General features: G+C 43.8%; 26 protein-coding genes. 20 read left to right on the forward strand and 6 right to left on the reverse strand.

What is annotated here, in order from left to right; genetic code table 11:
- Positions 1–174: 174 nt before the first annotated feature.
- From GNP95_RS12900 to GNP95_RS12930, 7 genes are all read left to right on the forward strand, one after another.
- Positions 175–504: an ArsR/SmtB family transcription factor gene (locus GNP95_RS12900; RefSeq protein ID WP_330163392.1), complete on the forward strand. Its 330-nt coding sequence runs from the start codon at positions 175–177 to the stop codon at positions 502–504.
- Positions 501–911 carry an SRPBCC family protein gene (locus GNP95_RS12905; RefSeq protein WP_330163393.1) on the forward strand — a complete coding sequence of 137 codons (411 nt, stop codon included), beginning with the start codon at positions 501–503 and terminating at the stop codon, positions 909–911. The genes GNP95_RS12900 and GNP95_RS12905 overlap by 4 nt, the downstream gene beginning before the upstream one ends.
- Before the next feature lie 276 nt (positions 912–1,187).
- Positions 1,188–1,838 (forward strand): glycosyltransferase, encoded by a 651-nt coding sequence (locus GNP95_RS12910; protein WP_330163394.1) that lies wholly within the window; start codon positions 1,188–1,190, stop codon positions 1,836–1,838.
- A 280-nt stretch (positions 1,839–2,118) separates the two neighbouring features.
- On the forward strand, positions 2,119–2,583 hold the full coding sequence (locus tag GNP95_RS12915) for a phage tail protein (protein WP_155611256.1): 465 nt from the start codon (positions 2,119–2,121) through the stop codon (positions 2,581–2,583).
- A gap of 295 nt (positions 2,584–2,878) precedes the next feature.
- Positions 2,879–3,577 (forward strand): class I SAM-dependent methyltransferase, encoded by a 699-nt coding sequence (locus GNP95_RS12920; RefSeq protein ID WP_155611257.1) that lies wholly within the window; start codon positions 2,879–2,881, stop codon positions 3,575–3,577.
- Positions 3,578–4,035: 458 nt separating this feature from the next.
- Positions 4,036–6,651: a phosphoenolpyruvate synthase gene (gene ppsA / locus GNP95_RS12925; RefSeq protein ID WP_155611258.1), complete on the forward strand. Its 2,616-nt coding sequence runs from the start codon at positions 4,036–4,038 to the stop codon at positions 6,649–6,651.
- Positions 6,652–6,761: 110 nt separating this feature from the next.
- Positions 6,762–7,127: a hypothetical protein gene (locus GNP95_RS12930; RefSeq protein ID WP_155611259.1), complete on the forward strand. Its 366-nt coding sequence runs from the start codon at positions 6,762–6,764 to the stop codon at positions 7,125–7,127.
- 94 nt (positions 7,128–7,221) lie between these two features.
- On the opposite strand, the gene GNP95_RS12935 is transcribed toward GNP95_RS12930, so the two are convergent.
- From GNP95_RS12935 to GNP95_RS12945, 3 genes are all read right to left on the reverse strand, one after another.
- Positions 7,222–8,016 carry an SDR family NAD(P)-dependent oxidoreductase gene (locus tag GNP95_RS12935; RefSeq protein WP_155611260.1) on the reverse strand — a complete coding sequence of 265 codons (795 nt, stop codon included), beginning with the start codon at positions 8,014–8,016 and terminating at the stop codon, positions 7,222–7,224.
- A 23-nt stretch (positions 8,017–8,039) separates the two neighbouring features.
- Positions 8,040–8,885: an aldo/keto reductase gene (locus GNP95_RS12940; RefSeq protein ID WP_155611261.1), complete on the reverse strand. Its 846-nt coding sequence runs from the start codon at positions 8,883–8,885 to the stop codon at positions 8,040–8,042.
- 979 nt (positions 8,886–9,864) lie between these two features.
- A complete protein-coding gene (locus GNP95_RS12945; RefSeq protein ID WP_155611262.1) occupies positions 9,865–10,572 on the reverse strand; it encodes a MerR family transcriptional regulator in 708 nt (235 codons plus the stop codon).
- Between the two features lie 156 nt (positions 10,573–10,728).
- Between GNP95_RS12945 and GNP95_RS12950 the strand changes: the two genes are divergently transcribed.
- The 7 genes from GNP95_RS12950 (at position 10,729) to GNP95_RS12980 (ending at position 15,383) form a co-directional block, all read left to right on the forward strand.
- Positions 10,729–11,217 carry a DUF6022 family protein gene (locus tag GNP95_RS12950; protein WP_155611263.1) on the forward strand — a complete coding sequence of 163 codons (489 nt, stop codon included), beginning with the start codon at positions 10,729–10,731 and terminating at the stop codon, positions 11,215–11,217.
- Positions 11,218–11,237: 20 nt separating this feature from the next.
- Complete coding sequence (gene vat(I) / locus GNP95_RS12955) at positions 11,238–11,879, forward strand: streptogramin A O-acetyltransferase Vat(I) (RefSeq protein WP_413773745.1); 642 nt, start codon at positions 11,238–11,240, stop codon at positions 11,877–11,879.
- Between the two features lie 26 nt (positions 11,880–11,905).
- On the forward strand, positions 11,906–12,796 hold the full coding sequence (locus tag GNP95_RS12960; RefSeq protein WP_155611265.1) for a Vgb family protein: 891 nt from the start codon (positions 11,906–11,908) through the stop codon (positions 12,794–12,796).
- 82 nt (positions 12,797–12,878) lie between these two features.
- Positions 12,879–13,229, forward strand: coding sequence for a DUF2200 domain-containing protein (locus GNP95_RS12965; protein WP_155611266.1), 351 nt, complete (start codon positions 12,879–12,881; stop codon positions 13,227–13,229).
- A 592-nt stretch (positions 13,230–13,821) separates the two neighbouring features.
- Entirely contained in the window at positions 13,822–14,340 is a 519-nt protein-coding gene (locus GNP95_RS12970; protein ID WP_230873792.1) for a hypothetical protein, read from the forward strand.
- A gap of 126 nt (positions 14,341–14,466) precedes the next feature.
- Positions 14,467–14,730, forward strand: a complete 264-nt coding sequence (locus GNP95_RS26200; RefSeq protein ID WP_155611268.1) for a hypothetical protein — start codon at positions 14,467–14,469, stop codon at positions 14,728–14,730.
- A 281-nt stretch (positions 14,731–15,011) separates the two neighbouring features.
- Entirely contained in the window at positions 15,012–15,383 is a 372-nt protein-coding gene (locus tag GNP95_RS12980) for a hypothetical protein (protein WP_155611269.1), read from the forward strand.
- A 300-nt stretch (positions 15,384–15,683) separates the two neighbouring features.
- On the opposite strand, the gene GNP95_RS12985 is transcribed toward GNP95_RS12980, so the two are convergent.
- From GNP95_RS12985 to GNP95_RS12995, 3 genes are all read right to left on the reverse strand, one after another.
- The gene (locus GNP95_RS12985) at positions 15,684–15,962 is read right to left on the reverse strand and encodes a hypothetical protein (protein WP_155611270.1); all 279 of its coding nucleotides are present in this window, start codon (positions 15,960–15,962) and stop codon (positions 15,684–15,686) included.
- A gap of 234 nt (positions 15,963–16,196) precedes the next feature.
- Complete coding sequence (locus GNP95_RS12990) at positions 16,197–16,730, reverse strand: CueP family metal-binding protein (RefSeq protein ID WP_155611271.1); 534 nt, start codon at positions 16,728–16,730, stop codon at positions 16,197–16,199.
- A 213-nt stretch (positions 16,731–16,943) separates the two neighbouring features.
- The gene (locus tag GNP95_RS12995) at positions 16,944–17,750 is read right to left on the reverse strand and encodes a class I SAM-dependent methyltransferase (RefSeq protein ID WP_155611272.1); all 807 of its coding nucleotides are present in this window, start codon (positions 17,748–17,750) and stop codon (positions 16,944–16,946) included.
- 405 nt (positions 17,751–18,155) lie between these two features.
- On the opposite strand from GNP95_RS12995, the gene GNP95_RS13000 reads away from it, so the two are divergent.
- From GNP95_RS13000 to GNP95_RS13025, 6 genes are all read left to right on the forward strand, one after another.
- On the forward strand, positions 18,156–18,923 hold the full coding sequence (locus GNP95_RS13000) for an ABC transporter ATP-binding protein (RefSeq protein ID WP_155611273.1): 768 nt from the start codon (positions 18,156–18,158) through the stop codon (positions 18,921–18,923).
- A complete protein-coding gene (locus tag GNP95_RS13005) occupies positions 18,910–20,841 on the forward strand; it encodes an ABC transporter permease (protein WP_155611274.1) in 1,932 nt (643 codons plus the stop codon). The genes GNP95_RS13000 and GNP95_RS13005 overlap by 14 nt, the downstream gene beginning before the upstream one ends.
- 12 nt (positions 20,842–20,853) lie before the next feature.
- Positions 20,854–21,222 carry a YxeA family protein gene (locus GNP95_RS13010; protein ID WP_155611275.1) on the forward strand — a complete coding sequence of 123 codons (369 nt, stop codon included), beginning with the start codon at positions 20,854–20,856 and terminating at the stop codon, positions 21,220–21,222.
- A gap of 73 nt (positions 21,223–21,295) precedes the next feature.
- On the forward strand, positions 21,296–23,497 hold the full coding sequence (locus GNP95_RS13015; RefSeq protein ID WP_155611276.1) for a M1 family metallopeptidase: 2,202 nt from the start codon (positions 21,296–21,298) through the stop codon (positions 23,495–23,497).
- A 136-nt stretch (positions 23,498–23,633) separates the two neighbouring features.
- Entirely contained in the window at positions 23,634–24,347 is a 714-nt protein-coding gene (locus GNP95_RS13020) for a response regulator transcription factor (RefSeq protein WP_155611277.1), read from the forward strand.
- A complete protein-coding gene (locus tag GNP95_RS13025) occupies positions 24,344–25,762 on the forward strand; it encodes a sensor histidine kinase (RefSeq protein ID WP_155611278.1) in 1,419 nt (472 codons plus the stop codon). Before GNP95_RS13020 ends, GNP95_RS13025 begins: the two co-directional genes overlap by 4 nt.
- Positions 25,763–25,789: the final 27 nt, after the last annotated feature.

The raw sequence follows: 25,789 nt of genomic DNA on the forward strand, positions 1-25,789 counted from the left end.
CTTATCGAATTATACATTGATTAACGGAGAAGTTACCGCAACTCATTTGGGTTTGACAAGACACCAAATGGTGTCGTATGATAAAAGCGTCACTAAACGGTGTCTAATTAGCAGCTTGTATTGTTTGTGAAAATTAGCGGCTGTCCCTTGATGATACAGTTAGGAGAGGGTGTCGTGAACGAGAATAACCAGTTGCGGGATGTGTTTGCTGCAATTGCAGATCCAACAAGGCGCAGATTGCTTCAATTGTTGGCTGAAGCCGACGAATTACCGCTCCATGAATTAAAGGCACACTTTCAAATGGGCCGAACAGCGGTATCGAAACATTTGACGGTCCTTAAGGAAGCCGGGCTGGTACTTGACCGAAAAGTTGGTAGAGAAACAAAATTCAGGCTGAACGCTTTTCCACTCAAAGAGGTTCAAGACTGGGTAGCTTTCTACAGTAAGTACTGGAGTACAAATATGCTTCGTTTGAAGCAAGTGTTAGAGGAGGAAGATGAGTGAGTTTATCATTATCTATGGATTTTCAGTTTACGGCAACGATCGAGAGGCTTTGGTCCGCCATAACCGATTCAAACAAGCTTGCGAATTGGATCGCGGACAATGATTTTAAGGCCGAGGTAGGATATCGCTTTCAGTTTCGTCATCAGCCCTCCGAATGGTGGGATGGCATCGTGGATGGCGTAGTGCTGATCGTAGACGAACCAAACCGATTGTCCTATGAATGGGTTACGGGACAAGAGAAACAAACGGTCACTTTGACACTGCAGGATCTTGGGGACGGTAAGGTGAATCTTCACCTCGAACAAACCGGGTTTTCGAACACGCAAGGGCTCGAAGGCGCTAAGTATGGCTGGGGCAGTTGGGTCGATAAGCTTGAAAAGTTATTGGGACATCAGGGAACCGCTTGAACAGAATCCACATAAGCCGGCTGCAAGGCGTGCAGCCGGTTTTGTGTCTGCTTAGGAAGAACTGACAATATCAACTGGGCAATTTGATATAGAAATGAATCATGATAGAGTAAGCGTCAGGATGGCGGAAGCAAGGGCGGCAAGTGGTGTTTGAGGGCATGCCCTTCGCTTTGTTGTCTGTAACACACAGGATTCTGTATAGAACCAGTTGTTTCAACCATAATATATCAGTGATACAGCTTGATTCATCCCACATATACAGAGGAGCAGATGAATGTGAAAAACAAAAGGTTGCTGGCATCGTTGTTAGCCTTGGCGCTAGTTTTTAGCATGACCCCAGCAGTATCTGTGCAAGCGAAGGCGGGCGAGGGAAAAGATATGTCTTGCCTAAGATCCAAAATGGTGAAGCTGAAAGTCGATATGCAGAAAGTATGGATCGACCATACCATATGGACAAGAAGCTATATTGTCAGCGCCATATCTAATCGTGCAGATCAGAAGGACGTATTGGACCGGCTGTTGCGAAATCAGCAGGACATAGGCAATGTGATCAAGCCATACTATGGAGAGGCTGCCGGCAACAAGCTGGCCGATCTGCTGCGGGAGCATATTCTGATTGCGGCGAAAATTGTAGCGGCTGCCAAAGCCGGCAATCAGACGGATGTGAATAAGTTAGAGAAGGACTGGCATAGAAACGCGGACGATATCGCTAAATTTTTAAGTGCGGCGAATCCGAACTGGCAGTTTAAAACGCTGCAAGATATGCTGTATACACACCTTCAGTTTATTACGGAAATCGTTGTTAGCTGTCTCAAAGGCGATTGGAAAGCGGATATTGCAGCAACCGATAAAAACGAGATCCATATGATTCATCTCGCGGATATCCTGACAGAAGGGATTGTCAAACAGTTTCCTGAACAGTTTTAAAAAGGATGGAATAAAGAGTATTCAGTCCCTGTGATTCTGATAAGGGAAACGAAGAAGCATCTTGTTGAAAGCCTTAGGTTCAGTTGCGGGTGCTTCCTCGTTAACATTAATGGCGTTATCCTGCTGAATATCAAATCTCTATTGACACGACACCTAATGGTGTCATATAATTAAACCAGACACCAAATGGTGTCTGGTTATCGTGAATCAATTTGGATATTAAAAGAAGTAATTCAAATAATCCTGTTGGTTTATAGAAGTGATGCGAGGAGAGATAGGAATGTCCTATATCGTTGATTTCAAAAATGTATCCACGGTTGGTTTAGACACCTCACCGGTAGCAGAGGCGCTTGCTGGTTTGCGCGCTAATGAAGCCCGCTATTTTATGAACAAGTACAAGCATGAATTTACGGTTGTGCCAGCTAGCGAAAGCCAAGAGACCCTGGATTATGTGAACCGGATTTTGAAAGAAGAACGGGATATTGAGTTTTCAAGCAAACCATTAGAGACATCGCGTTTTCAAGTAGAAAATATCAATTGGACCTTCGTTTTTTATGAGGATGGTCTAGGGGTTAACGTCCTGTATACGATCGATGACCCTAAGAAGCGGGCCGTTGGTTTTAAGCTATCTGAGGGGATGGAAATCCCCAAGGAGCTAGAGGGGAAATTTAAGTTTGCTAGGCAGAAGTCTAAACTAGCCGGGACAATCCGGGGCTCGTTTTTTGTAATTAAAGGAGAGTATTAACCTTATGGTCTTATGTTAGTGCATTGGACAATTGGCCCAATAGTAGGATAATAGATGGAGGCAATCGGCTATGACCAGTTGCCTTTTTTTATTTTCTGAAAACGTTGCCTTGCTTCGCGGTGGTGTGTCATCGAATGAGAGTTAATTAATGCTGAATTATAGATAACAATGTATCCCGAGCAGGGGCTATTCTTCCTTGATTAATAGATGTATAATTATGGAATAACCACAGGTGACCCTAGGGAGAAGCCGTTCAAAGCATTAATAAGATGAGAAGAGAAGAGGTTGAGCAGAGATGAGAAGAGAAAATAGTGGACTTGAATTGTCCAGGGTAATTTTCGTCGGAAGGACTTATGAAGAGTATGTCAGAATGTTTGATTTAACAGATGAAGAATTAAAGAATTATACAATTTTAGATGCACCAGCGGGGGCGTGTTCTTTTACTGCTATTGCAAGTCAATTAGGATACCGTGTTACTGCAGCAGACATAGCTTATTTTCATTCCGTGGAACAATTGTATCAAAAAGGGCTGGATGACATAGAGCATGCAATTGAAGGCATTTCAAAGGTGAAAGAAAAATATAAATGGGATTATTTTAATTCTATAGATGAATTAGAGAAACAGCGTAACTCCGCATTACATGATTGTGTAAGACATATGAATCATTCTCCTGAGTTATATTCACCTGCTAATCTGCCTGAATTACCGTTTAAAAACGGTCAGTTTGATATGATATTATCCGCCCACTTCCTATTTATGTATTCAGACAGGCTGGATTTTAATTTCCATAAAAAGACGCTTAAAGAGATGACTCGGGTCGCCAGAAAGGAAATCAGAATATTTCCGTTAACTGATTTATCTGGCAACAGATACGAGAAGCTACAAGAGATCATCATGTTTATTCATGACTTAGGCTGGACAGCTGAGGAAAGAATCGTATCGTATGAATTTCAACAAAATGGGAAATCAATGTTAAGAGTATATAGAGATTAACTTCAAGTATAGTAAGCACTAAGAGCCGGGTATCCTGTCATTAACGTGGACGGGAACCTGGCTTTTAATTTAGTCTGTTTGATTTTTCGTATAGAATTGTCAAAATAAGCGCTAAATGGTGAATTGTATAAGGTTTTTCATATAGATTGATCAATTCTCGTCATTACACCTGAAATCTATGCGATGTTTCATACACAATTGCAAAATCAATCGTTTCATACCGTAACTCGGCTCAAACATGGCTATGGATGTCATTTTAAATGGAAAGTCAAAAAAGAACCTGGATATTCCACCAGGTTCTTTAATATTGCATATGAACAGACACGATGATATAATCAGACCATCACTGTCTGCGTATGAATGGGCATAAATATCTTATCTTACACTTTAAGTTTAACATGCCGGTAAACTGTTGTCAAATGTTTTTTTCTCAATCCAATGGTTAGGGGAGATGCTGAATGGGTTCTTTGGTACTCGGATTTCAGGAAATCGAAACGAATCAGCTTATGCTCGTTGGCGGGAAAGGATTGAATTTAGGCATATTATCGAAAATGGATGGAATACATGTACCCGAAGGATTTTGTGTCACCACCATGGGATATCAAAAAGCCATCGCACAAAACGTTACGTATCATGCTTTATTGGATCAACTAACCATGCTAAATGCAGAAGATCGAGGCCAAATTGCTGAAATCAGCAGGAAGATCAGGCAAACCGTTATGGATGAAGAAATTCCTTCTGTTGTTGTGGAAGCAGTGACAGAATCTCTCTCCCGCCTTGGCGAGGAGCATGCTTATGCCGTACGTTCTAGCGCGACTGCTGAAGATTTGCCGCATGCTTCTTTTGCGGGTCAACAAGACACATACTTAAATATTATCGGCATAGAAGCCATTCTGCGGCATATCCGCAAATGCTGGGCTTCCCTGTTTACGGATCGCGCAGTCATCTATCGCATACAAAATGGATTTGACCACCGTCAGATATACTTGTCCGTCATCGTTCAAAGGATGGTTTTTCCGCAGGCTTCGGGGATTATATTTACCGCTGATCCAATGACTTCCAACCGAAAGGTGCTATCCATTGATGCCAGTTTCGGACTTGGAGAAGCGCTGGTCTCGGGCTTGGTGTCCGCCGATGGTTATAAAGTACGGGAAGAAGAAATCCTCGATAAGAAGATAGCAACCAAAGCAGTGGCAGTCTATGGCCGAATAGATGGCGGAACCGAGACCCGGCAGATCGATCCTGATCTGCAAACGGCGCAAACCCTCAGTGAAGCGCAAATTTTAAAGCTGGCACGAATAGGGAGGCAGATTGAAGCTTATTTCGGCCAACCGCAGGATATCGAATGGTGTTTGGTTAATGATACGTTCCACATTGTCCAAAGCCGGCCCATCACCACGCTATTCCCGATCCCTGAAGCGAATGATCAAGGGAATCACGTCTATGTATCTGTTGGCCATCAGCAAATGATGACTGACCCCATAAAGCCATTGGGGTTGTCTTTTTATCTGCTAACAACGCCTGCACCTATGCGTAAAGCTGGCGGAAGGTTGTTTGTAGATGTGACACTTCTGCTGGCTTCGCTTACCGGCAGAGATACAATATTAAATACGCTGGGCCAGTCCGATCCGCTCATTAAAGACGCGCTTGTGACTATTATAGAGCGGGGGGATTTTATCAAACTGATACCAGAAGTTAATAAAGAACCAATCCCCAGCCAAAGCAATAACGGTACATCGTCAGCGGGTGCTCAAGCACCAAACGAACCCGATCCGTCCATTATTTCTGATTTGATTAAGCAGAGCCAAACCTCGATCGAAGCTTTAAAACGGCAAATCCAAACGAAATCCGGAGTGGATTTGTTCGATTTTATCCTCAAGGATATTCAGGAATTAAAGAGGATTTTATTTGATCCGCAAAGCTCGGCTGTAATTATGGCTGCTATGAATGCTTCAGCATGGATCAATGAAAACATGTGCAAGTGGTTGGGTGAAAAAAACGCAGCCGACACACTTTCTCAATCTGTACCGGGCAATATTACATCTGAAATGGGTCTGGCGTTACTGGATGTCGCAGATGCCATCCGTCCTTATCCGGAAGTCATTGAATATTTGCAATACGTCAAAAAGGATGACTTAAGGGATGAACTGCTTCAGTTGGAAGGCGGCCAGGAAACCAAAGAGGCGATCGATGCTTATCTAGACAAATACGGTATGCGATGTGCCGGAGAAATCGATATTACCCGAACCCGTTGGAGCGAAAAACCAATTACGCTTGTCCCGCTGATTCTTGCTAACATCAAAAACTTTGAGCCTTATGAAAGCCGGCGGAAATTTGAGCAGGGGCGGCAGGAAGCTCTGGAAAAGGAACAAGAGTTATTAGGTCGCTTGAAACAGCTGCCGGATGGCGAACAAAAAGCCCAAGAAACCAAACAAAAGATCGACCTCATCCGGAAATTTAGCGGATATAGGGAATATCCCAAATATGGCATGGTGAATCGCTACTTCGTTTATAAACAGGCTTTACTGAAAGAGGCCGATCGACTTGTGCAAGCTGGTGTTATTCATGACAAGGAAGATATATACTACCTAAGCTTTGAGGAACTTCACGAAGCTGTACGCACCAGCAAACTGGATGGCCAAATCATTAGTAAACGAAAAGGCGAATACCGATTCTATGAAAAACTGACTCCGCCGCGGGTGATCACATCAGATGGTGAAATCATTGCAGGGGAGTACAAACGAGAAAATATCCCAGCCGAAGCTATTGCAGGTCTGCCAGTTTCTTCCGGGGTAATCGAGGGACGGGCACGCGTCATCTTAAACATGGAGGATGCGGATTTAGAAGAGGGAGATATATTAGTCACCGCTTTTACAGATCCTAGCTGGACACCATTATTCGTATCCATCAAAGGCCTAGTCACCGAAGTAGGCGGATTGATGACGCATGGAGCAGTTATTGCACGTGAGTATGGCTTACCAGCTGTTGTCGGTGTAGAAAATGCCACCAAGCTGATCAAGGACGGGCAGCGTATTCGCGTACATGGAACAGAAGGGTATATCGAAATATTGTAATGGCTGAAGATATGAGCAAATCCCGTTCAGTTTCTAAGAACATGCGCTAACGCCTATGCATACTGTAGCGTAACGATGTATGTCGATTCTGAACAGGGAGGATGAGATCCATGAATACCCATAGAGCGTTCGCTCCATTTTCGCCTTTTTTTCCGGGACCAGGGGTAGGGCCTGGAGCGGGATTGCCTCCAGGTATTACGCCGCCACCGCCTCAATTACTGGGTCCGTTTCAGCAGCTATCGCAGTCTCCCGCTCTAGCGCAGAACTTTGTATTCCAGCAGCCGACTCAAGGCGCCGTGTCATTTGCTGCAGGCTGTCAGAACCGCTGGACGCTAATTGTCACTCGTACCTTTAACGTTTTTCTTATGTTTGTCACATCTACCAATCCATTTGGTTTTACACAGGGCTTCATCTTTCCGACGTATTCGTTCGGAAGCTTTCCTTCGTCCGTTATTTTATGGTATACCTGCTTCTAAAAGTATATGTAATGAGGAACAGGTCCCCCTATGATTCTAGCGGGGACCTGTTTTGTACGCTTACACAGAATAGAGCAGCTGCTGAAACTGTTTATTAAAACACACTACGTACTAATCCTCCGTCTATTCGTAACGCGGAGCCATTAATAGCCGAAGAGAGCGGACTACTCAAGAAGGTAACAAAATGTGCAATTTCTTCAGGACGAATAAGCCTTTGGATAATGGAGGTTGGCCGGTTCTCTTTCATAAATCGTTGTTCAGCTTCGCCTATTGTCAATTTCTCATTGGGATAAAGAGTATTTAACATCGTTTCCACTCCTTCTGTTAAAGTGGAACCAGGCATAACCGTATTGACCGTCACATTTGTTCCTGTAGTCAGCTCGGCCAAACTGCGGGAGAGCGAGAGCTGCATCGTTTTGGTCGCGCTATAATGAGCCATTTCTTGAGATGGCATAATCGCTGCTTCGCTAGCGATAAAGATGACTCTGCCTTCTTTTTTGCGAATCATTTGTTTCAGGTAATGGCGAGTCAGCCGGACACCACTCATAATGTTGACTTCAAACAGTTTGAACCAATCTTCATCAGAGATATCAAAATATTCTACAGGCTCAAATATGCCAAGGTTGTTAATAAGAATGTCTACTTCAGCGTACTGCCCAATAACCTTTTGGCATCCTTGCTCTGTTCCTAGATCAGCGACAACGGACTGAAGGATAGCGTCAGGATACTTTGCTTGAATTTCCTGTATCGTCTGATTTACTTTTTCTTCGCGGCGTCCATTAATAAGCACTGTGGCGCCTTCAGCGACTAATGACATGGCGATTGCTTTTCCGATTCCTGCTGTTGAACCAGTAACCAGCGCCGTTTTTCCATGTAGATTTAATTGCATGTTGTCCCTCCGAAAATTGTGTTTTAAAAATCAAAATTGTCCGGGTCTGGACCAACTCGATAGTTCTGATTCAGTTCATCAATGCGTTGCATATCTTCGTCCGTCAACTCAAAATCAAATACCGTTGCATTTTCAACAATTCGATGTTCTTTTGTAGATTTCGGAATGGTTACAACACCGTTTTGTAGGTCCCAACGTAAAATGACTTGCGCGATGGACTTACCATACTTATCTGCAATTTCCTTCAGAACCTGATGATCTAGCAATTGACCCTGCATTAATGGAGACCAGGCTTCCAGCTGAATCCCATGTTCCTGGCAAAAAGACTGCAGTTCTTTTTGGGTCAAACGCGGGTGGTACTCCACCTGGTTTACCATCGGCTTGATTTCTGCCTCTTTCATTAAATCTTCGAGATGATGAATTTGAAAATTGCTTACCCCGATAGCTTTTACTCGTCCTTCTTTGTAAAGAGTCTCTAATGCTCTCCATGCATCTTTATATTTACCTTCTACAGGCCAATGAATCAGGTATAAATCCAGATACTCTAATCCAAGTTTTTTTAAGCTCGTTTCATAAGCAGCTATTGCAGACTCATACCCTAAATCGGTATTCCAGACCTTTGAAGTTACAAATAGATCTTCTCTGGAAATGCCGGCCTCTTTCATCCCTTCGCGGATACCTTGTCCGACCCCTTCTTCATTTTCATAAATCGCTGCTGTATCTACACTGCGATAACCGTGTTTAATGGCTGTTTTTACAGCATGGACTAATTCAGGACCTTCTTCTACTTTAAACACCCCGATACCAAACCAGGGCATTTTGACCCCATTATGCAACGTAGTCTTATCTTGTAAGTTTTTAGCAAACATAAATTATTGACCTCCTGATGGTGATAAAATTGAAATTAGATGTTTTGGGCATCTCAGACGGGACAAGGACGCATTTGCGCTTACAGTAGTATTACCACCATAAAAGCAATCATACCCTAGATGTCACCTGCAAATCATATTATGTGATACTTAAGGCGTTAAAGAAAAGTACGCACTTTTAAGTGATATAGATACTTCATAGTTCCATAGGCACTTTTTAGTTCCTGCACACTGGCCTCTGTATGGTAAGCCCGTAATAGTATAGGTAATGATAATAGTGATTGCTCTACGAACACCATCAATACAAATTTTGAGTTAACACTTATATTCGAAAATTCATACAGAATCGTTGTTATTTTCTATATATGAGTAATTGTGCATGGTTATTCAGATAGAAATCATAGCATCAAACGTTTGAAGGGGAATTGTAGATGATTTTTCGATTATATTATACGAAAGCTCGATTGAATTAACGTAGTATGGATGTAATTTTATATCTGGCTCAGGAAAATCTACTTCTTCTACATACTCATTACTGCGGCCGCAGTTCGTTTATGACGATGACCTTCGAGGGAGAATTGCGCGGAAAATAGCAACGCGGACAAGGCCCCCTTAGTGTACACGGTTGCCATTACCGCTAATCCGCAGGTTTTTCAATTTCTGAGAATCTAACGGTTGTATATGTTGCTACTCTAACGTTTTAAACTATTTTGCGATCGATTCGGCTCACATAACGTGGATTACAACCGTTAGAACATCGAGGTAGCTAATTTCAACGGATTAACGGCCGTGGCAACCGTTAGAATTTTGGAATAGCTTCGCCGGTTGTGAAAATATACCGGAGCTATTGCAAAAAAGCGCATTCTCCAGTGAAAGGGTGCAGTGTCACAGTAATCTGGGTGCTGCGAACTTCGTGCCATTCACAACTTTAGCTTTACGGTAAGACTGTCCGAACGAGCCTCGGTAGTTTCCGCAATTCCTATTGTTTGAATTCTAATGTTTGAATTAAGCGGTAAAGAAAATAGAGTGCTCGCATCTGAAGCTTGATCGTTTGATGCAAGTGAGCACGGATACTTTCAGAAATTCTCATCGCATGCTCGATATTCTCTAGTTCCAAGATAGCTATGGATTTTTTTAAGTTCACGGTTTCCTCAGAATAAACGGAGCTCTGGAGTACTTGAATCATCCTAATTTTAAAGAGATGTGCTTCATTATAAAGACGATATTTGTTATCAGGATCTCGCTCAGCAGTGAATAGGCCGCTTTTCTCCCAGTAACGGATTGCGGACTTAGGAGCCCCCGTCAATCTGGAAACCTCGTGGATGCTGAAGTGTCGGCTAAAGTCGTAGGTTTGACTGCCTTCAGAATACGATTTCAACTCCTGTACCAGTTGATCTAGACTTGCTTTTTCCCGATGGAGCATAACCTCCTTATCCCTGACGATCCACAATGCGTCGTCCAAGTCATGTCGCCCAAGACAATGCATCACCTCGCTTGTTACTTCCATTCCGAATGCGGAAGCCATGGCTTGAATACATGCCAGATAAGCCTCATGCCGTTCCGTATACATACGGTACCCATTTGCGGATCGGACCGCAGGAGGCATTAACCCCTTTGCTTCGTAGTTCCGTAAGGTACTGGCGCTTAAACCGTATTTTTCTGCCAGTTTTTTTGGTCCAAAGTCCATGCGAACCCACCTTAGTAAGAAAATATGCGCCAACATTAAAATCATTGTAATGTTATTCTGGTTTTTTTATTGAATTCCTTCATAAATATTTTCTAAACCTTCCAATTGGCTTACATGTCGTATGATGGAGATAATCCACATTAAGGAGGAGTAAGCATGACACTAAAACCATTATTCCGTTACGACATGAACATTGAGGAGATTTGCGAGGCAGGTAATCAGTATATCCAATCGGTATGGAAGATATTATACGATTCGATGCTAGGTGAGCTAACGATCGCTTTTCATGAAATCGGGGATGCTGCCTATGGCCGCTATTTGGACCGGTTAATGATTGCACTATTTGAAAGCCTTGTAGACGCCGGGTTCGAAGCAAATGAGGCGCTCAAAGAGAATGATTTCGTGATCGGGAGCTGTCTGCTATTTCGCAACTCACTTGAAAAATGGGGAACCGAGGATCGTAGATCCCGAATTTTTTGGAATGTGTTACGCAGTAAGAATAGTCAACATCCCATAGGAACTTTATTGACGGAAATCCCTCATTCGCATCTGAAGTTCGACATTCCTATGGCACCTGTATTATATTCGCTGAAAGAGTACGAGAGGGAGCGCATCGCGCAAGGAATTCGGCGGATCAAGGAATAACAATAATCGTGAAGGAGTGCATGCTTATGTTAGGTCCAAATCCTAATGAAAAGTATCCGATACCGGGGAATCGTAATTTACAGTTTATAAAGAACACCATTACCAAGCCTAACATTATAGTAGGGGACTATTCTTATTACGATGCATTGAACGGAGAACCGTTTGAAGATCAAGTACTGTACCATTATGAGATCATCGGGACAAAGCTGATCATCGGGAAGTTCTGCTCGATCGCCCCCGAAGTCCGATTTCTTATGGATGGCGGCAACCACAGGATGGATGGATCTACCTATCCGTTTAATATTTTCGGGCATGGATGGGAAAAACACACCCCTTCACTAAATCAATTGTCGATCAAAGGAGACACGGTTGTCGGTAACGATGTCTGGATCGGCAGGCGCGCCACGATTATGCCGGGGGTGCGAATTGGCGACGGATCTATTATTAGCGCGGAAGCTGTGGTCGTGAAGGATGTTGCACCCTATACCGTTGTCGGTGGGAATCCAGCTAGGGAAATAAAACAACGGTTTTCGCAAGAGGTCATTCAACAATTTTTGGAGATAAAATGGTGGGACTTCGATATCGAGCTCATTCATCCGTATATTGACGCCATCGTAAGCGGAGATATAGACACGCTCAAAAAAATGAAGCAGCGTCCTTAAATGATTTCTTTTGGGAGGTAGTATGTATGACGAGCATGATCCATGAATATTTAGTCAGAACGCAAGACTCAGGGCCTTACGGAATAACGAGAGGTAAAGACGGAGCCATGTGGTTTACGGAACAACGGGGCAATCGAATCGGGCGAATAAGCAGCGCAGGCGAGATCATTTCGTTCTCCCTACCGACAGAAAATGCCGGCGTGATGTCGATTATTTCAGATCGAACCGGCGACTTGTGGTTTACGGAGTATCAAGCCAATAAGATCGGGAGGATGTCGTTAAGTGGATATTTTACAGAATATGAACTTCCTTCCGCAAATTCAGCCCCTTTCGGCATCACGGAAGATAGGGAAGGTGCGATTTGGTTTACGGAAATGAATGGCGGAAGAATAGGGAGGTTAACCGCATCGGGAGAGATCACCGAATTCGAATTGCCCAGCTCAGATACATTTCCTTCATTTATTGTTCCCGGATCAGACGGAGCATTATGGTTTACACAGAATCAAGGGAATTCGATCGGTAGAATCACCACCGAAGGTGATGTCACAGAATTTCCCATTCCAACGCCGAACTCCGGACCTGTAGGCATTACGGGCGGTCCTGACGGGGCATTATGGTTTGTTCAAATTATGGGCAATAAAATCGGAAGAATGACAACTTCCGGCGAAGTAGAGGAGTTTATGATACCGACATCGAATGCCAGGCCCCATGCTATCATTTCCGGGGAAAATGAAGATCTCTGGTTTACGGAATGGGGCGGTAACAAGATCGGACGAATTACGGTTCAGGGAATGGTTACAGAGTATCCAATCCCTACGAAACACGCAGAGCCCCACGGTTTAGCGATGGGTGAAAAGGGGGAAATTTGGTTTGCCGAAGAGTGTAATCGAATTGGACGGCTTATCATCTCCACCTGAAACTATAACTACATTAAAGTTTAAACCCGACTTTATTTTTACTATAATAAAAATAAACAAAACCATATAAGCGAGGGCGATCATGACCAAACATCGGATTTATACAACAAGTGTCGCAAGCGTCTATCCCCATTATGTTACAAAGGCGGAGAAAAAAGGCCGTACGAAAACAGAAGTCGATGAAATCATCCGTTGGTTGACAGGGTATAGCCAGGAAGAGTTAGAAGCGCATCTGGAGAAAAAAACAGACTTTGAGACATTTTTTGCGGAAGCTACCCAAATAAATCCTTCCCGTACTTTAATCAAAGGCGTGGTCTGCGGTGTTCGAGTGGAAGACATCGAAGAGCCTACGATGCAGGAAATTCGCTATTTGGATAAGCTGATTGATGAGCTTGCAAAGGGAAAAGCAATGGAGAAGATTTTGCGAAAATAGCTATGTACTTGGTACCGAGTTGAAAGTATCATGTTTCCATGGCACAGAATGTCCAAATTCATTACACACAAAAGCCTAAATGTCTAATGTAAATATTTAATAAAGCTAAATGCCTGATTTATCAGGCTTTTTTATTTAAGTGGCAAAAAATTGTGCCATTAAAAAATGCACAAAAGTGACCACATGTAGGGTTTTGACACAAATGTGGCTACATTAGTGGAAAGCAAATGGAGAATTCTTTCTTTATTACAACAGTTGTTTGCTATTCTTTTGTGGTTTATGCGCCACCAATCAATCTAACTTTAACCAAACGATCGCAAGAAGCCATCTCTTTTTCGAATAAGAACGATCTACGATCATTTATAAGCAAGCATACTTCGCCTTTCATATGAATCCCAAAATTTATGAGTAGGAAATACAACATACCATCCTAATAGAATATTTTTTTTGTTCGACAACTTTCCCCTTACTTCGAGTCCTGCTTTCATATACTATAAAATCATCCAATTAAGTGTTATTTATAACCAAATATGGGAGATAATGGATAGTGATACGGAAAATCTTATGTTTTTTTATGGTTTTAACTCTCGTTATGAGTACAGCAACATCAGCTTTGTCTGCTAGCAAAGAAGATACTAAAGAATTGAGTATTCAAAACTTGTTTGATCAAAGAGCCAAATTGCTTAATGAGAAAGAAGTTGATCTACAAAGAATCAATAGAATAGAAAGTCAACTTCAAACTCTTGGTGTAGAGTCACTATCATCGGGAGAGGTTAATGCAAAATTTAAAGCGACAGGTAAAATTACTCCACAAGTATCTGTACCAAACCAAACTAACGTAAGTTGGTTTACGTATCGGAGTGAAATAATTAAAAATGGGAAGACATATGAAGTGCAAAGATTAATAGCACAACCGAATACGCTAGACTCTAATTTAAAGAGTCGTGGTAGTGCCTCTGTAAGTTCTACATATAGATGGAAGGCTGCTTCGATTAATGTTATTAAAATGCTCGCTACTAGTAGTGTAGGCGAAATTCCAGGTGCCAGTACAGTTCTCACCGTGTACGATGCAGTTACTGGATTTATCAGTGATATACAACCAACTACATGAATTGACGGAGCAAATGTCATATATTCTTGGTCACAAACCACCACTGTTATATTCTTTTATGTAAAACTGAAAGGGGAAACAGACGATAAACAATACTTAAAATTTGTAACTAATAAATGTGATGTGGTGGCTGGCTGGCAATTCCCTACTTTCACATATACTAACTCTAGTGGTGGGCAGGTAGCTAAACCTTCTGTCGTCCAAGGAAGCCGCAACATCTCGGCTATAGCTCCTGGCTATGATAATGCCAATAAAGCCGTTGATTATTATATCGCAGGAGGACCAATAATTACAGATTTCGTTAATCAAATCCCAGTAATCGGAATTGAAGATAAGACCATTAAAAATATTGTCCCAGTGAGTCCTATGACGCCAGTATACATCTATTAATAGCATTAAACATATCGTGACGCGCACTATTTTTAGTACGCGTTACGATATGAATAAATAAAGGTTTTTCAATAAACCCAAAAGAATATAGTTATATTACTAATTTTATATTTTAACAACATGGATAATAGGGGGGGCTACTTATCAATAAAAAAATATTAGCTTGTTCAGTAATATTACTATCTTTTTTATTAATAACAGGAATATTATTAGTATCATACAACTTTCCAAAAAAAATAAATATCGAATATCCAGCAATCGAATATCATGATGAATCATCAGTGGCGAAATCTACAATCAAAATAAAAGGGATTTTATCTCGACCAATTTTTCGAAATGCCTCATTTAGCGGACAAATTATATTTGACAAGTATGAATTTACCAAAACCTATGATCTGATCGATATCGTTTTCTATAAACACATAAATCCTCACATGGGTGCAATGGTATATACAACAGTTAAAAATGGCGAGCCTATATTGGAGTTATTTGGAACCGTCTACATTTCTGGCGATTTTGATAAAGTGGCTTTTTCGTTATCAGAAAAACACGGGGTAGAGCCCAATACTAAAATATCTGCTCCTGCCGAAAACTATGACGACGCTTTGTCAATTAGTAAAATATTCACGGTTGACGACAATAAGAGCAATTGAACATAATTGTAGTAAAAATATCCCCCACGAACCTCCCGTGTTGTGTGCAACTTTGGGTAGACTGAACACCAACTGGTGTTCCCAGGATGCCACGCGGATTATTAAAAACATAAAGACACAAAGTGGATACAATTTAATAAGCTAAAAAGCCTGATTTATTGGGCCTTTTTATTATTTAACAATTGAAGGTGGATAGGACAACGATCAATTAAATTAGAATTAATGGATACAAAATCAACCTCCCTTACGGTTTACAAAACGCATAGGAGGTTGATTTTTGTGGCATAAGGCAGTTGTTTATTATTTATTCCTTACGACTTCTTGATACAATTCTTCAAGATGTTGCTGAACACTTCGAAGTTCATCTTTTCCTCTTAATGTAATATCGTACTGGGAGCCTTTGTTAATTAAATAACCTTCGCTCGTCAGATGATCCAGCTCTTGCTTAACTTGCTGCGGACTGAAATGATAGCCGTGGCTGTTGATTTCAGGTTGGATCTCCTCCGGTGTAATTGCATTTATATTTGCATGATACAACAGGTGAATTCGTGAAAATGGACTTTCGAAACCTGAATGCATGATGAAAGATCTCCTTTTCAAAAATGGTACTTAATCAGGGTTATTATTTGTGTTTGTGTCCCCACATTATACATTCCCCGATCAAGCCCACTCTATAATAGTTCTGCAACCAATCCATGAGTGAATCTCTTGAAAAAGAAGAGGGTGGGGGTAGCACTGATCCTTCATTTCTTTATTGACAATTTAACTTAGAATCACAACTGCTCCTTTATATTTTGCAGAGGATTTTCAGTTTTATGTCAATTGCATGGTTGTAATGCAGGTGTCGTCACTTTCAAACGTTGAAAACTTGGATTCTACAGTTTTCTCATTCTGGGTAATTGAGATACGATATTCTTTATTTCTCGGCAGCCATAAATCAATAAATCCATGGGAATTGGACGTTAATTTGTCATCTCGGATAACGTTTCCTTCGCTATCTTCAATGTACACCTCAAACTCTTTATTTACCAATTCTCCTCGGCAACCAGTCAGGCTATGGGTTGCGCAAGGATGTGTTTGTTCAACGTATGGTGCAATAGAAACAAAGAACTCGTCTTCCGGCAAGGCATAGGTTAACTGAGTATTATCCTGGTTTGTAACTATTAATTGCATGGAATTGATTGAGGCAGATTGGTCCTCTATATTACCACTACTATAATCACTAACTAACTGTTTAATATCAACGTCACTTTTTATGAGCCCATTGTTATTTTCTGACTGTTGGCTTACACATCCACTTAATACAATAATTGTGACCATACTAATAAAGAACAAACGTTTTCTCATTGAATTATTCGCCCCCTTTTCATATTATTCATAAATTGTATAAGTACCATAAATTGTATATACACCATAAACAGCATTTAGTAAGTGATTTACTGCACTGACAAGCACCGAACTCAGCCAACATGCGGTTCCATTGCTGAAATGTGATTCAAGGATTGAATTTGAAAATGCGATGTATTAGAAATTTGCTAGTCATGATTAAACTATCGGATACTATAGTTTTCTTGCCTTGATTACAAAGGTTACAGGAAGCATCTTTGCTTTCTGGGCAAAATCGCTGTCCCGTAATTGCATAATTCCATCATCCGACTCCTCAATTAGTTGCTCAATGACAAACCCCGCTTTTGAGAGCGCATTCACATAAGTTGATAGTTTACGATCCGATAAGGTTAGCGTACTTTCTTCAAGAGAAACCGAATACCAAGATTCATCGAAATAACTTTTTTTAAAAATAAGCATACTATTTTCTGCAGCTACACATTTGTGTATAGGGTGGGACCAACTGAAAATAAATACGCCGTCTTTTTTTAGGTAAGAAGCAATTCGGCCGAAAGTACCTTCAAGGTCGGTGGTCCAGCCTATGGCATAAATCGAATAAACAAAGTCAAAATAATTCTCGGGTATGCCGCATTCTACTTCCATGGGAGAACAGATCAATTGGGCTGTAAGGCCGCACGCCGTCAAATGCTGCCTTGTCTTATCGATTTGGTTTTCTGACATATCCATTCCCCATAGTTCAGATGCTTTGCGTTCCCCATGATATTGCAAGGATTGACCTCTGCCACAGCCGATCTCCAGCATCTTTTTCCCTGAGACATCGCCAAAAAGCTGGCACTTTTCTTCTGAGACAAATGCTCCATATAGAGGAAGCGAGGTTGCTCCTAAGATGTCATTTCCCTTTGTGTCCCAAAAGATGCTGTTTGTCTTATGTATAGAAGCCTTATTCATGTCGACCGAGATGGCGCTGCCAACCTCGCCAGCGCCTATAATGTTTGTTCTATTCACAGAATTCTTGTCCATGCCGACGTCCTCCCCAAATATAATGCCTAAACGTATATTCCGATTCGAAAAAGCGAACACCTGTGCTGATTAATCTACATTAATGTACCATTTTCCCATGAACAAATCCACTAAAATTATCCACTCAGTATTAAAGAAGCATTCGTGCTCAGTAGTGATTAGCTGTAGCTGTCCAAAGAATTAATCACTTGACAGTGGACTTATTAAATCTGTATAAGAACTATTAGAGTTCATTATAATTTGGATGGTTACGAATAAATAACCCTCAGGAACGCTGTAAAGGCGCGCCTTGAGGGTTTTTGCATAATTTTAAGGTTGCTGTAAGGTTGCGATTAACATGGTGTAAGCTTCGACCATTAAGATTGGATTTACATTCGAGAAATTCAACGCTTAAGGAGTGTAACCATGAAAACCATACTGTCAGCAAACAACGTGAACAAAACCTTTGGCACAAAAGGAAACCTATATACGGCGCTGCAAAACATCAATCTGAGCATTGAAGAAGGGGAGTATGTCGGCATTATGGGCCCATCCGGAGCGGGGAAGTCGACGCTGCTGAACATCTTTTCGACGATCGATACGCCGACCTCCGGTGAGATTACGATCGACGGGCAAAACATCGTCGCTATGAACGAGGAGAAGCTGTCCGATTTCCGTCGGAATAAGCTCGGGTTTATTTTTCAGGACTACAATCTACTTGATACATTGACGGTCAAGGAAAACATCCTGCTTCCGCTGGCCCTTTCCAAAGTCCCGGCAGCTGAAATCGAAAAGCGGGTTGAGGAAATCGCCGATACGTTTGGCATTCGCGAGATTCTCGATAAGTACCCATACCACATTTCGGGGGGACAAAAGCAGCGTGCTGCGGCATCTCGGGCGATCGTGTCGAATCCGAGCTTGATTTTGGCGGACGAGCCGACTGGCGCGCTCGATTCGAAATCGGCGACCGGTCTGCTGGAAAGCTTGAGCAAGCTAAACCAGCACCATCAAGCGACCATCCTGATGGTTACGCATGACGCCTATGCAGCGAGCTTCTGCAAGCGGGTCATTTTCATCAACGACGGCCGGCTGTTCAAAGAGCTCCATAAGGAAGGCATGACGAGACAAGCATTTTTCGGACAGATTATTAAAGTTTTGGCGACGCTCGGAGGTGGCCATCATGACGCTATTTAAGATCGCCGGGAAGAACATCCGAAAGAACTTCACGAATTATTTTCTTTATTTCGCCTCGATGATATTCAGTATCGTCATATATTTTACGTTCGTGTCTTTGAAATACGACAGCACCATCGCATCCGCATCGGAAGGATCGCAGAAGATCAGCTCGGCGTTCAGCGGGGCAGCGGTCGTGCTGATCGTTTTCGTGGCGGTGTTCATCTGGTATTCGAATTCGTTTTTCACGCGGAAACGCAAAAAAGAGGTCGGGCTGTATTCGCTGCTTGGTGTCCGTAAAAAACAGATCGGACGGATGCTGTTTTATGAAAATTTCCTGATGGGGATTCTGGCCCTGATCGTCGGAATTGCGCTTGGAGCGGTACTTAGCCGTTTTTTTGTAATGATTCTGATGAAGGTGATGGGTTACGCCGTCGTGGCGGATTTCTCCATTTCCCCGGCAGCGATCTTGAATACATTCCTGGTGTTCATGATCATCACGCTGATCACTTCGGTCCAAGGCTATCGCTTGATTTACCGGTTCAAGCTGATCGAGCTGTTCATGGCAGATCAAGAGCGTGAGAAAGAGCCAAAGTCTTCCCTGCTCATTGCGTTATTGTCCGTAGCGCTAATCGGGTTCGGCTACTGGCTTGCGCTGCAAAATATGCTTACGTCCAAGGCATGGGCTGCGATCGGCTTCATGCTGACTCCGCTCGTTATTTTAATATCCGTCATCCTGGGCACATATCTGCTGTTTAACACGTTGACGGTTACGCTGCTGAAGCTGGCCCGCAAACACAAAAAAAGCTACTGGCGTGGACTGAACCTGATCGGGACTTCCCAGCTGCTGTACCGGATGAAAGGCAACGCGCGGACACTCACGATCATCGCTGTGTTAAGCGCAACGACGCTGACAGCGGTTGGAACGGCATACAGCACGTATTACAACACCCGGACGAACGCGGCGGTTGCGAATCCGAACAGCTATATGTTTATCGGTGTGGACGCTACGGCCACAGGAAAAGCCGATCAGGCGATCGGGCAGGCAATGGGGCATAAAGTGCTTTACCATGAGTCTATTCCTCTCCTCGAGGTGGATGCCGACACCTCCGGCTTGAATAACGTTCAAGGATCGGATGAGCAGTCGTTTACGGTCATATCGAACCGCGATTTTAACCGATTAGCCAAGCTGCAGGGTCGGGACGATGTCGTAAGCCTTGAAGGTAGCGAGGCGGCTGCGCTCGAGCCGGTTTTTATGGAAGGCATCTCGCCGAAATACATCGGTTCGTCGATCAAGCTGAAAGGAAACGAGATTAATAAAACCATACAATTCAAAACATTAAAAAAATACAATGTGCTGAATCTTGGAACGGTCTACTCAAGCATAGTGGTCAGCGATGACATGTTTGCAGAGCTTAAGCCGAATGCCAAATACATGGCTGTTGAAGCCTATAGCATCACCGATCAGGACAAGGCGAAAGAGCTGACAAAGCAGCTGGAAGAGATTTTACCGGAGAAAGCCGGGCTTTCAAGCTATTACAGCGTTTATTCGCGGGGAATGGAATCCTCCGGCCTCTTGATGTTTATGGGCGGATTCCTCGGACTCGTGTTCCTGGCGGCGACGGGCAGCATCATTTACTTCAAGCAGCTGACGGAAGCCGGCAGCGACAAAGCCCGTTATGTGATTTTGCATAAAATCGGCGTCAAAAAACGGGAAATCCGCAAAACCGTTGCCAAACAGGTGCTATTCATTTTTGCCCTGCCGCTGGCTTTCGGAATTGCCCACTGTGCTGTCGCCCTGTCGGCATTGTCGAAGCTGATGATGACCAATCTGATCGTTCCCGTCGTGAGCTGTATGGGTGTCTATGTTTGTATTTACCTGATCTATTATTTCTTGACTGTACATGCGTACTGCAAAATTGTTACTAATACAAAATAAGGAGTGAACGGAATGAAAAAGGGATTTATCGCTTTAGCGGTTGTTGTGATCGTTCTGGTCGGATTCGTCGTATTCATTCAAAACGTGAATTTAAACCGAATCGGTGCGGAGCAATATTACGTGCAGATTAACCAAGACGGAAAGAGAATCGAAGATAAGTCGGACAGTGGACAGAAGTATGTTTCTTACGAATACACCCTGGAGGGCTTTGATTCTAACGGGAAGGAAAAAAGCCTGACCTTTACAGCATCCAAAGAACTGCGTCAAGATGCGTACCTGAGAGTTTATGTGAAAGGGAATGATGTAAGCTCCTACCAGGAAGTTCAGCCCAGCGAGCTGCCTGGACAAGCGAAGCAAAAGCTGGATGGTGCCGGGAAATAAGCTCTTTATACGGGGAAACGAATATAGTCAACGAATATAGTCTACTAAAGATGTCTACTGGGGAGAGAATACAATGTATCGAATAACCTTCAAATCTGTTTCACAAAAAACGCTGGCTTACTCGCTGGCTTTTACACTGGCGGCCAGTCCGGTCGTAGGCGCTGGCCAAGCGCTTGCACAACCAGCCGCCGTCGCAACTGCGGAAACCATAGCAATGGCGCAGGCGCATGCCCAGGTCCAATATCGAATCAATGCAAAGCTAGATGAGAAGAATATGCGCATCCAAGGAAGTGAGACCGTAACCTACCGGAACACGTCCAATGATACGCTGCGGGAGATCGTCTTCCATACGTTTGCCGACGCCAACCGGTCCAAGGCGACGCAAACATCTATGTTTGAGCGAAACAACGAGGAGATCCGGAAGGAAAATCCACAGAAGAAGCCGGAGGACTTTCTGGGCGGCATCGACATTTGGAGCGCGGCAGTTGACGGACAACCCTTGGTTTTCTCCAACAACAATCAAGCATTGACCGTTAAATTGCAGCAAGAACTAAAGCCTGGCGAAGCGGTCACAGTCGAAATCGGCTTTGAAGTGAAAATCCCTTATGGCATGCAGCGCCTGTCCTACTACAAAGACATCATCAATGGCGCACATTGGTTCCCGGTTATGTCGGTCTACGACGAGAACAAACATGAATGGGACAACAAGCCGTACAGCAAGACCTTTGAAACCGATTATTACAATTCATCGGATTTCGAAGTGCATTTTAATGTGCCGGAAGCCTATCAAGTGCTGATGCCGGGGACGATCACCATGCAGGCGGACCCGAAAGAGCCCGGCCGGAAAGTCGTTACCGCCGATGCCGATAACACCCGGGAGCATGTCTTTTTTGCCAGCCCGAATTATAAAGTTGAGCGCGTAACGCGCGACGGTTTGACGGTTGAATATTACTATTTTGACAATATGCCAGACAAGAAAAAACTCGTCGATGAATACATCGACACCGCTTTTAAGGCAATTCAATTTTTTAGTGAAAAATATGGGGAATATCCTTACCCTGAGTTCCGGATCGCGGAGTCGTACGTAGAGGGTGTGGCGGTCGAGTTTGCCCGGGTCATCCAAATGGGGCAAATCCGGCCCAACAGTGATCCGGCGCATGATTATGTGTTCGTACATGAAATCGCCCACCAATGGTTCCATGCCTTAATCGGCAACAACTCTGAGGCAGAATCGTTTTTGGACGAAGGATTTGCCGATTTCTCGATGGTGTATTTTGCGGAAAAACAAGGCGACGACTTGAACGGATTCAAAACGATCCAGATCGATGATTTGTCTTATTTAGACAAGCCGATCGCCTCAAACAATACGGAAGTGGGGGGCGAGACCAGCCCGGTCTTTTATAAAAAAGGACGCCAGGCCATCTACCAGCTGTACCGCATGGTGGGCGAGGAGAAATTCGATGCGTTCATGCAGGAATATTTCAATCGGTACGCGTACAAAAACGCGACGATCAGCGGGTTGCTGCACACAATCCAGGATACGCTAGGAGAGGAAGCGCGAAAGGAAATGGACAAAGCGCTGCATGATCCGCAGTTTGCTCTAAAGCCCGAATACCGATTGTCTGAGGCGGAGGAAGCTTCGTATTGGCATGAACAGTTTAAAATCTCGTACCATTCGTCCCTGATCCAAGTTGCGAATCTTCCGGCGGAAACGATGAGCCGCATAGTGGATAAGGCGCTGCAAGGCGAACCGCTCACGATCGTGGTGAGTGATCAGGCTGGCGGCAAAGCGAAAAAGCAGCAGCAAACAATCTTGACACAGCTTGAAGGGACTCTGACAATCATGGGCATTCCATACGAGGTCGTTTCCGACCGGCAGAAGCTGAAGCAGCAGTTGGAAAAGAAACTCGCAACCAGCAATATCATTGCCATCGGCAGCGCGAAAACAAACGGACTCATCCAGGCGCTTAAACCCGGCATCATCCAGAAATCGAAGGCCATCGGTTTCGACTGGAAAAGTATGATGAATCAGAAAGCATCTTCGGGCGCATACGTCATTAAGCATCCTTATAATCAAAACCGCCTGCTGCTGCATTTTTTCTGGAACGGTGACGCATTGAGCGACAACGCAGTCGAGCCATTTGCGGAGCAGATGCTGCAGTCGCTCGGTTTTAGCGGCAACTTTTATCAGTATTACGTTTTGAATAAAACAGGCCATGTCGCAACAGATAAAAAGATCGGTAACCCGTTGGCGAAATTTTTCGGCGAAGAATAATAGAGTCTCTGGCCAATTTTGCCCATTTCGATAAATGGTTATAGTATTGGGAAGGGCGGGGAAGATGATTACTGAAGACTCGGCAGGTTTTAGCTGCCGGTCTTTTTCCCTGCTTATAGAAAGGAGATCGAATCGATTGCCGCTAAGTCAAAAAATACTCATCGTTGACGACGAGGAGGATATCGTTAAGCTTTTGCAAACCGTGCTCCATAAGGAAGGCTTTGAGCATGTGTATGCCGCCTCTTCCGCCGAAGAAGGCTGGATTCGGTTTCAGGACAAGCAGCCTGACCTCGTCATTTTAGATATCATGCTCCCGGATGGTGAGGGATATGATGTATGCAAGAAAATCCGCAGCGTTTCGAACGTGCCGATATTCTTCTTGTCGGCCAAGAACGAGGAAATCGATAAAATACTCGGATTTGCCATCGGCGGTGACGATTATATCACCAAACCGTTCAGTCCGAAGGAAGTCGCTTACCGGATCAAAGCCCGATTCAGAAGAACGGAGTCTGCGCGGGATGAGGTAAAGAAAGAACACACGCTAAAGGCCGGCCCATTCGAGTTTGACGAACATACATTGGAACTGAGGAAAAACGGTGAAATGATTGAGCTTAAACCGAAAGAGCTTGGCCTGATAAGTTATTTGCTCAAGCACCCGAACCGGATTATAAGCAAGGAAAGCCTGTACGATCAGGTGTGGGGGGAGGATTCCTTTGGTTTTGACAACACGGTCATGGTTCATATTCGGCGGCTGAGGGAGAAGATCGAGGAGGATCCCTCAAGCCCGCAATATTTGGTGACCGTGAAGGGTCTCGGATATAAGCTTGCCGTGGAGGAGCCGGTGCAATGAAATGGCGGCTGACCGGCAGATATTTGGCATCCGTCGTTCTGATTGTCGTCATCGTCATTTTCATAAACATTTTAGTCGTAGCCGGGATATTTATACAACAGAGCCAATCTCCTCAATACCCATTCCAAGAAGGAGATGCCTCAGCCGAAGCCATCACCCGCTCATTCAGAAAAGAAATCTTTATGTCCGAATCGGGAATGGCCATTACTGGGCAGGGGAAGGAAACGCTAGAGCGCAATGACGCCTGGGTTCAAATTCTGGACGAAAACGGCAAGCAAATCTATGGCTATCGTGTGCCGCTTGAAGCCAAAACCAAATATACGCCGATGGATGTCGTTCAAACGTACAAGTATATGGAAAAAGAACTGATGTCGACCGTTTTTATCGGGGAAAAGCAGGGGAACGGGGAACGCTACAGTTATTTGATTGGCTTTCAGAACCCTTATCTGGAGCGGAATATACTTACCTATGATATCCGGAAGGTCGGACGGTTCCTTCAAGTCGGAATCCTTACCGTGCTTTGCGTCGACGGCTTCATCGCCCTCTGTATCGCTTATCTGTTCAGCAAAAGGTTAACCCGGCCGCTGTCCGCGCTCATTGAAGGGATTAAACAGCTGGCCCATAAAAACTACCAGGTGCGCTACGAAACGAAGGGCATCTACAAGGACGTGTTTTACAATGTCAATGTTCTGACGGAGGAGCTGCAGGCAAGCGAATTGGAACGGAAGAAGCTGGACCGGATGAAAGAGGAGTGGATCGCCAACATCTCGCATGATATCAAAACGCCGCTTGCTTCGATTCAGGGGTACGCCGAAATGATGCGGGACAAGGATTATGATTTTACGGCCGAGGAAATGCGGGATTACGCGGAAATTATTGAACGTAAGTCGCATTATTTGAAAGACGTGATCGAGGATCTGAACCTCTCCACCCGTTTGAGAAACAAGGGGCTGACGCTTAATTTGAAAAGCGTAAACATTGTCAGCCTCGTCCGGAACGCTGTCATCGATACGCTAAACGATACCCGGTATGGCAGCCGGAATATCGATTTCCGATACAGCGATGAAATGATCCTCGTGGAGGCTGACGATATTCTGATTCGTCGTGCGGTAGCTAATTTGATCTACAACGCGGTCGTCCATAACGATGAGGATGTGGCCGTTGAAGTCAGTGTCGAGAAAGAAAGGGATTTCGTGCGCATCGCTGTCGAGGATCACGGTACAGGAATCAAAAAAGAAGAGCTCGAACGGATTTTCGACCGATACTATCGCGGAACGAGTACGGGCGAGCTGCACAAAGGATCCGGCCTCGGCATGGCCATCGCGCACGATATCGTGAAGACGCATGGAGGGGAAATCCATGTTGAAAGTGAGCTGCGTAGCGGAACAAGAATCGAAATTTTGCTTCATACTTAAGAACCGGAAATCCTTCGCGGTAGAGAG

Origin of the sequence: Paenibacillus woosongensis (assembly GCF_009725165.1) — a bacterium.
GTDB lineage: Bacteria > Bacillota > Bacilli > Paenibacillales > Paenibacillaceae > Fontibacillus > Fontibacillus woosongensis.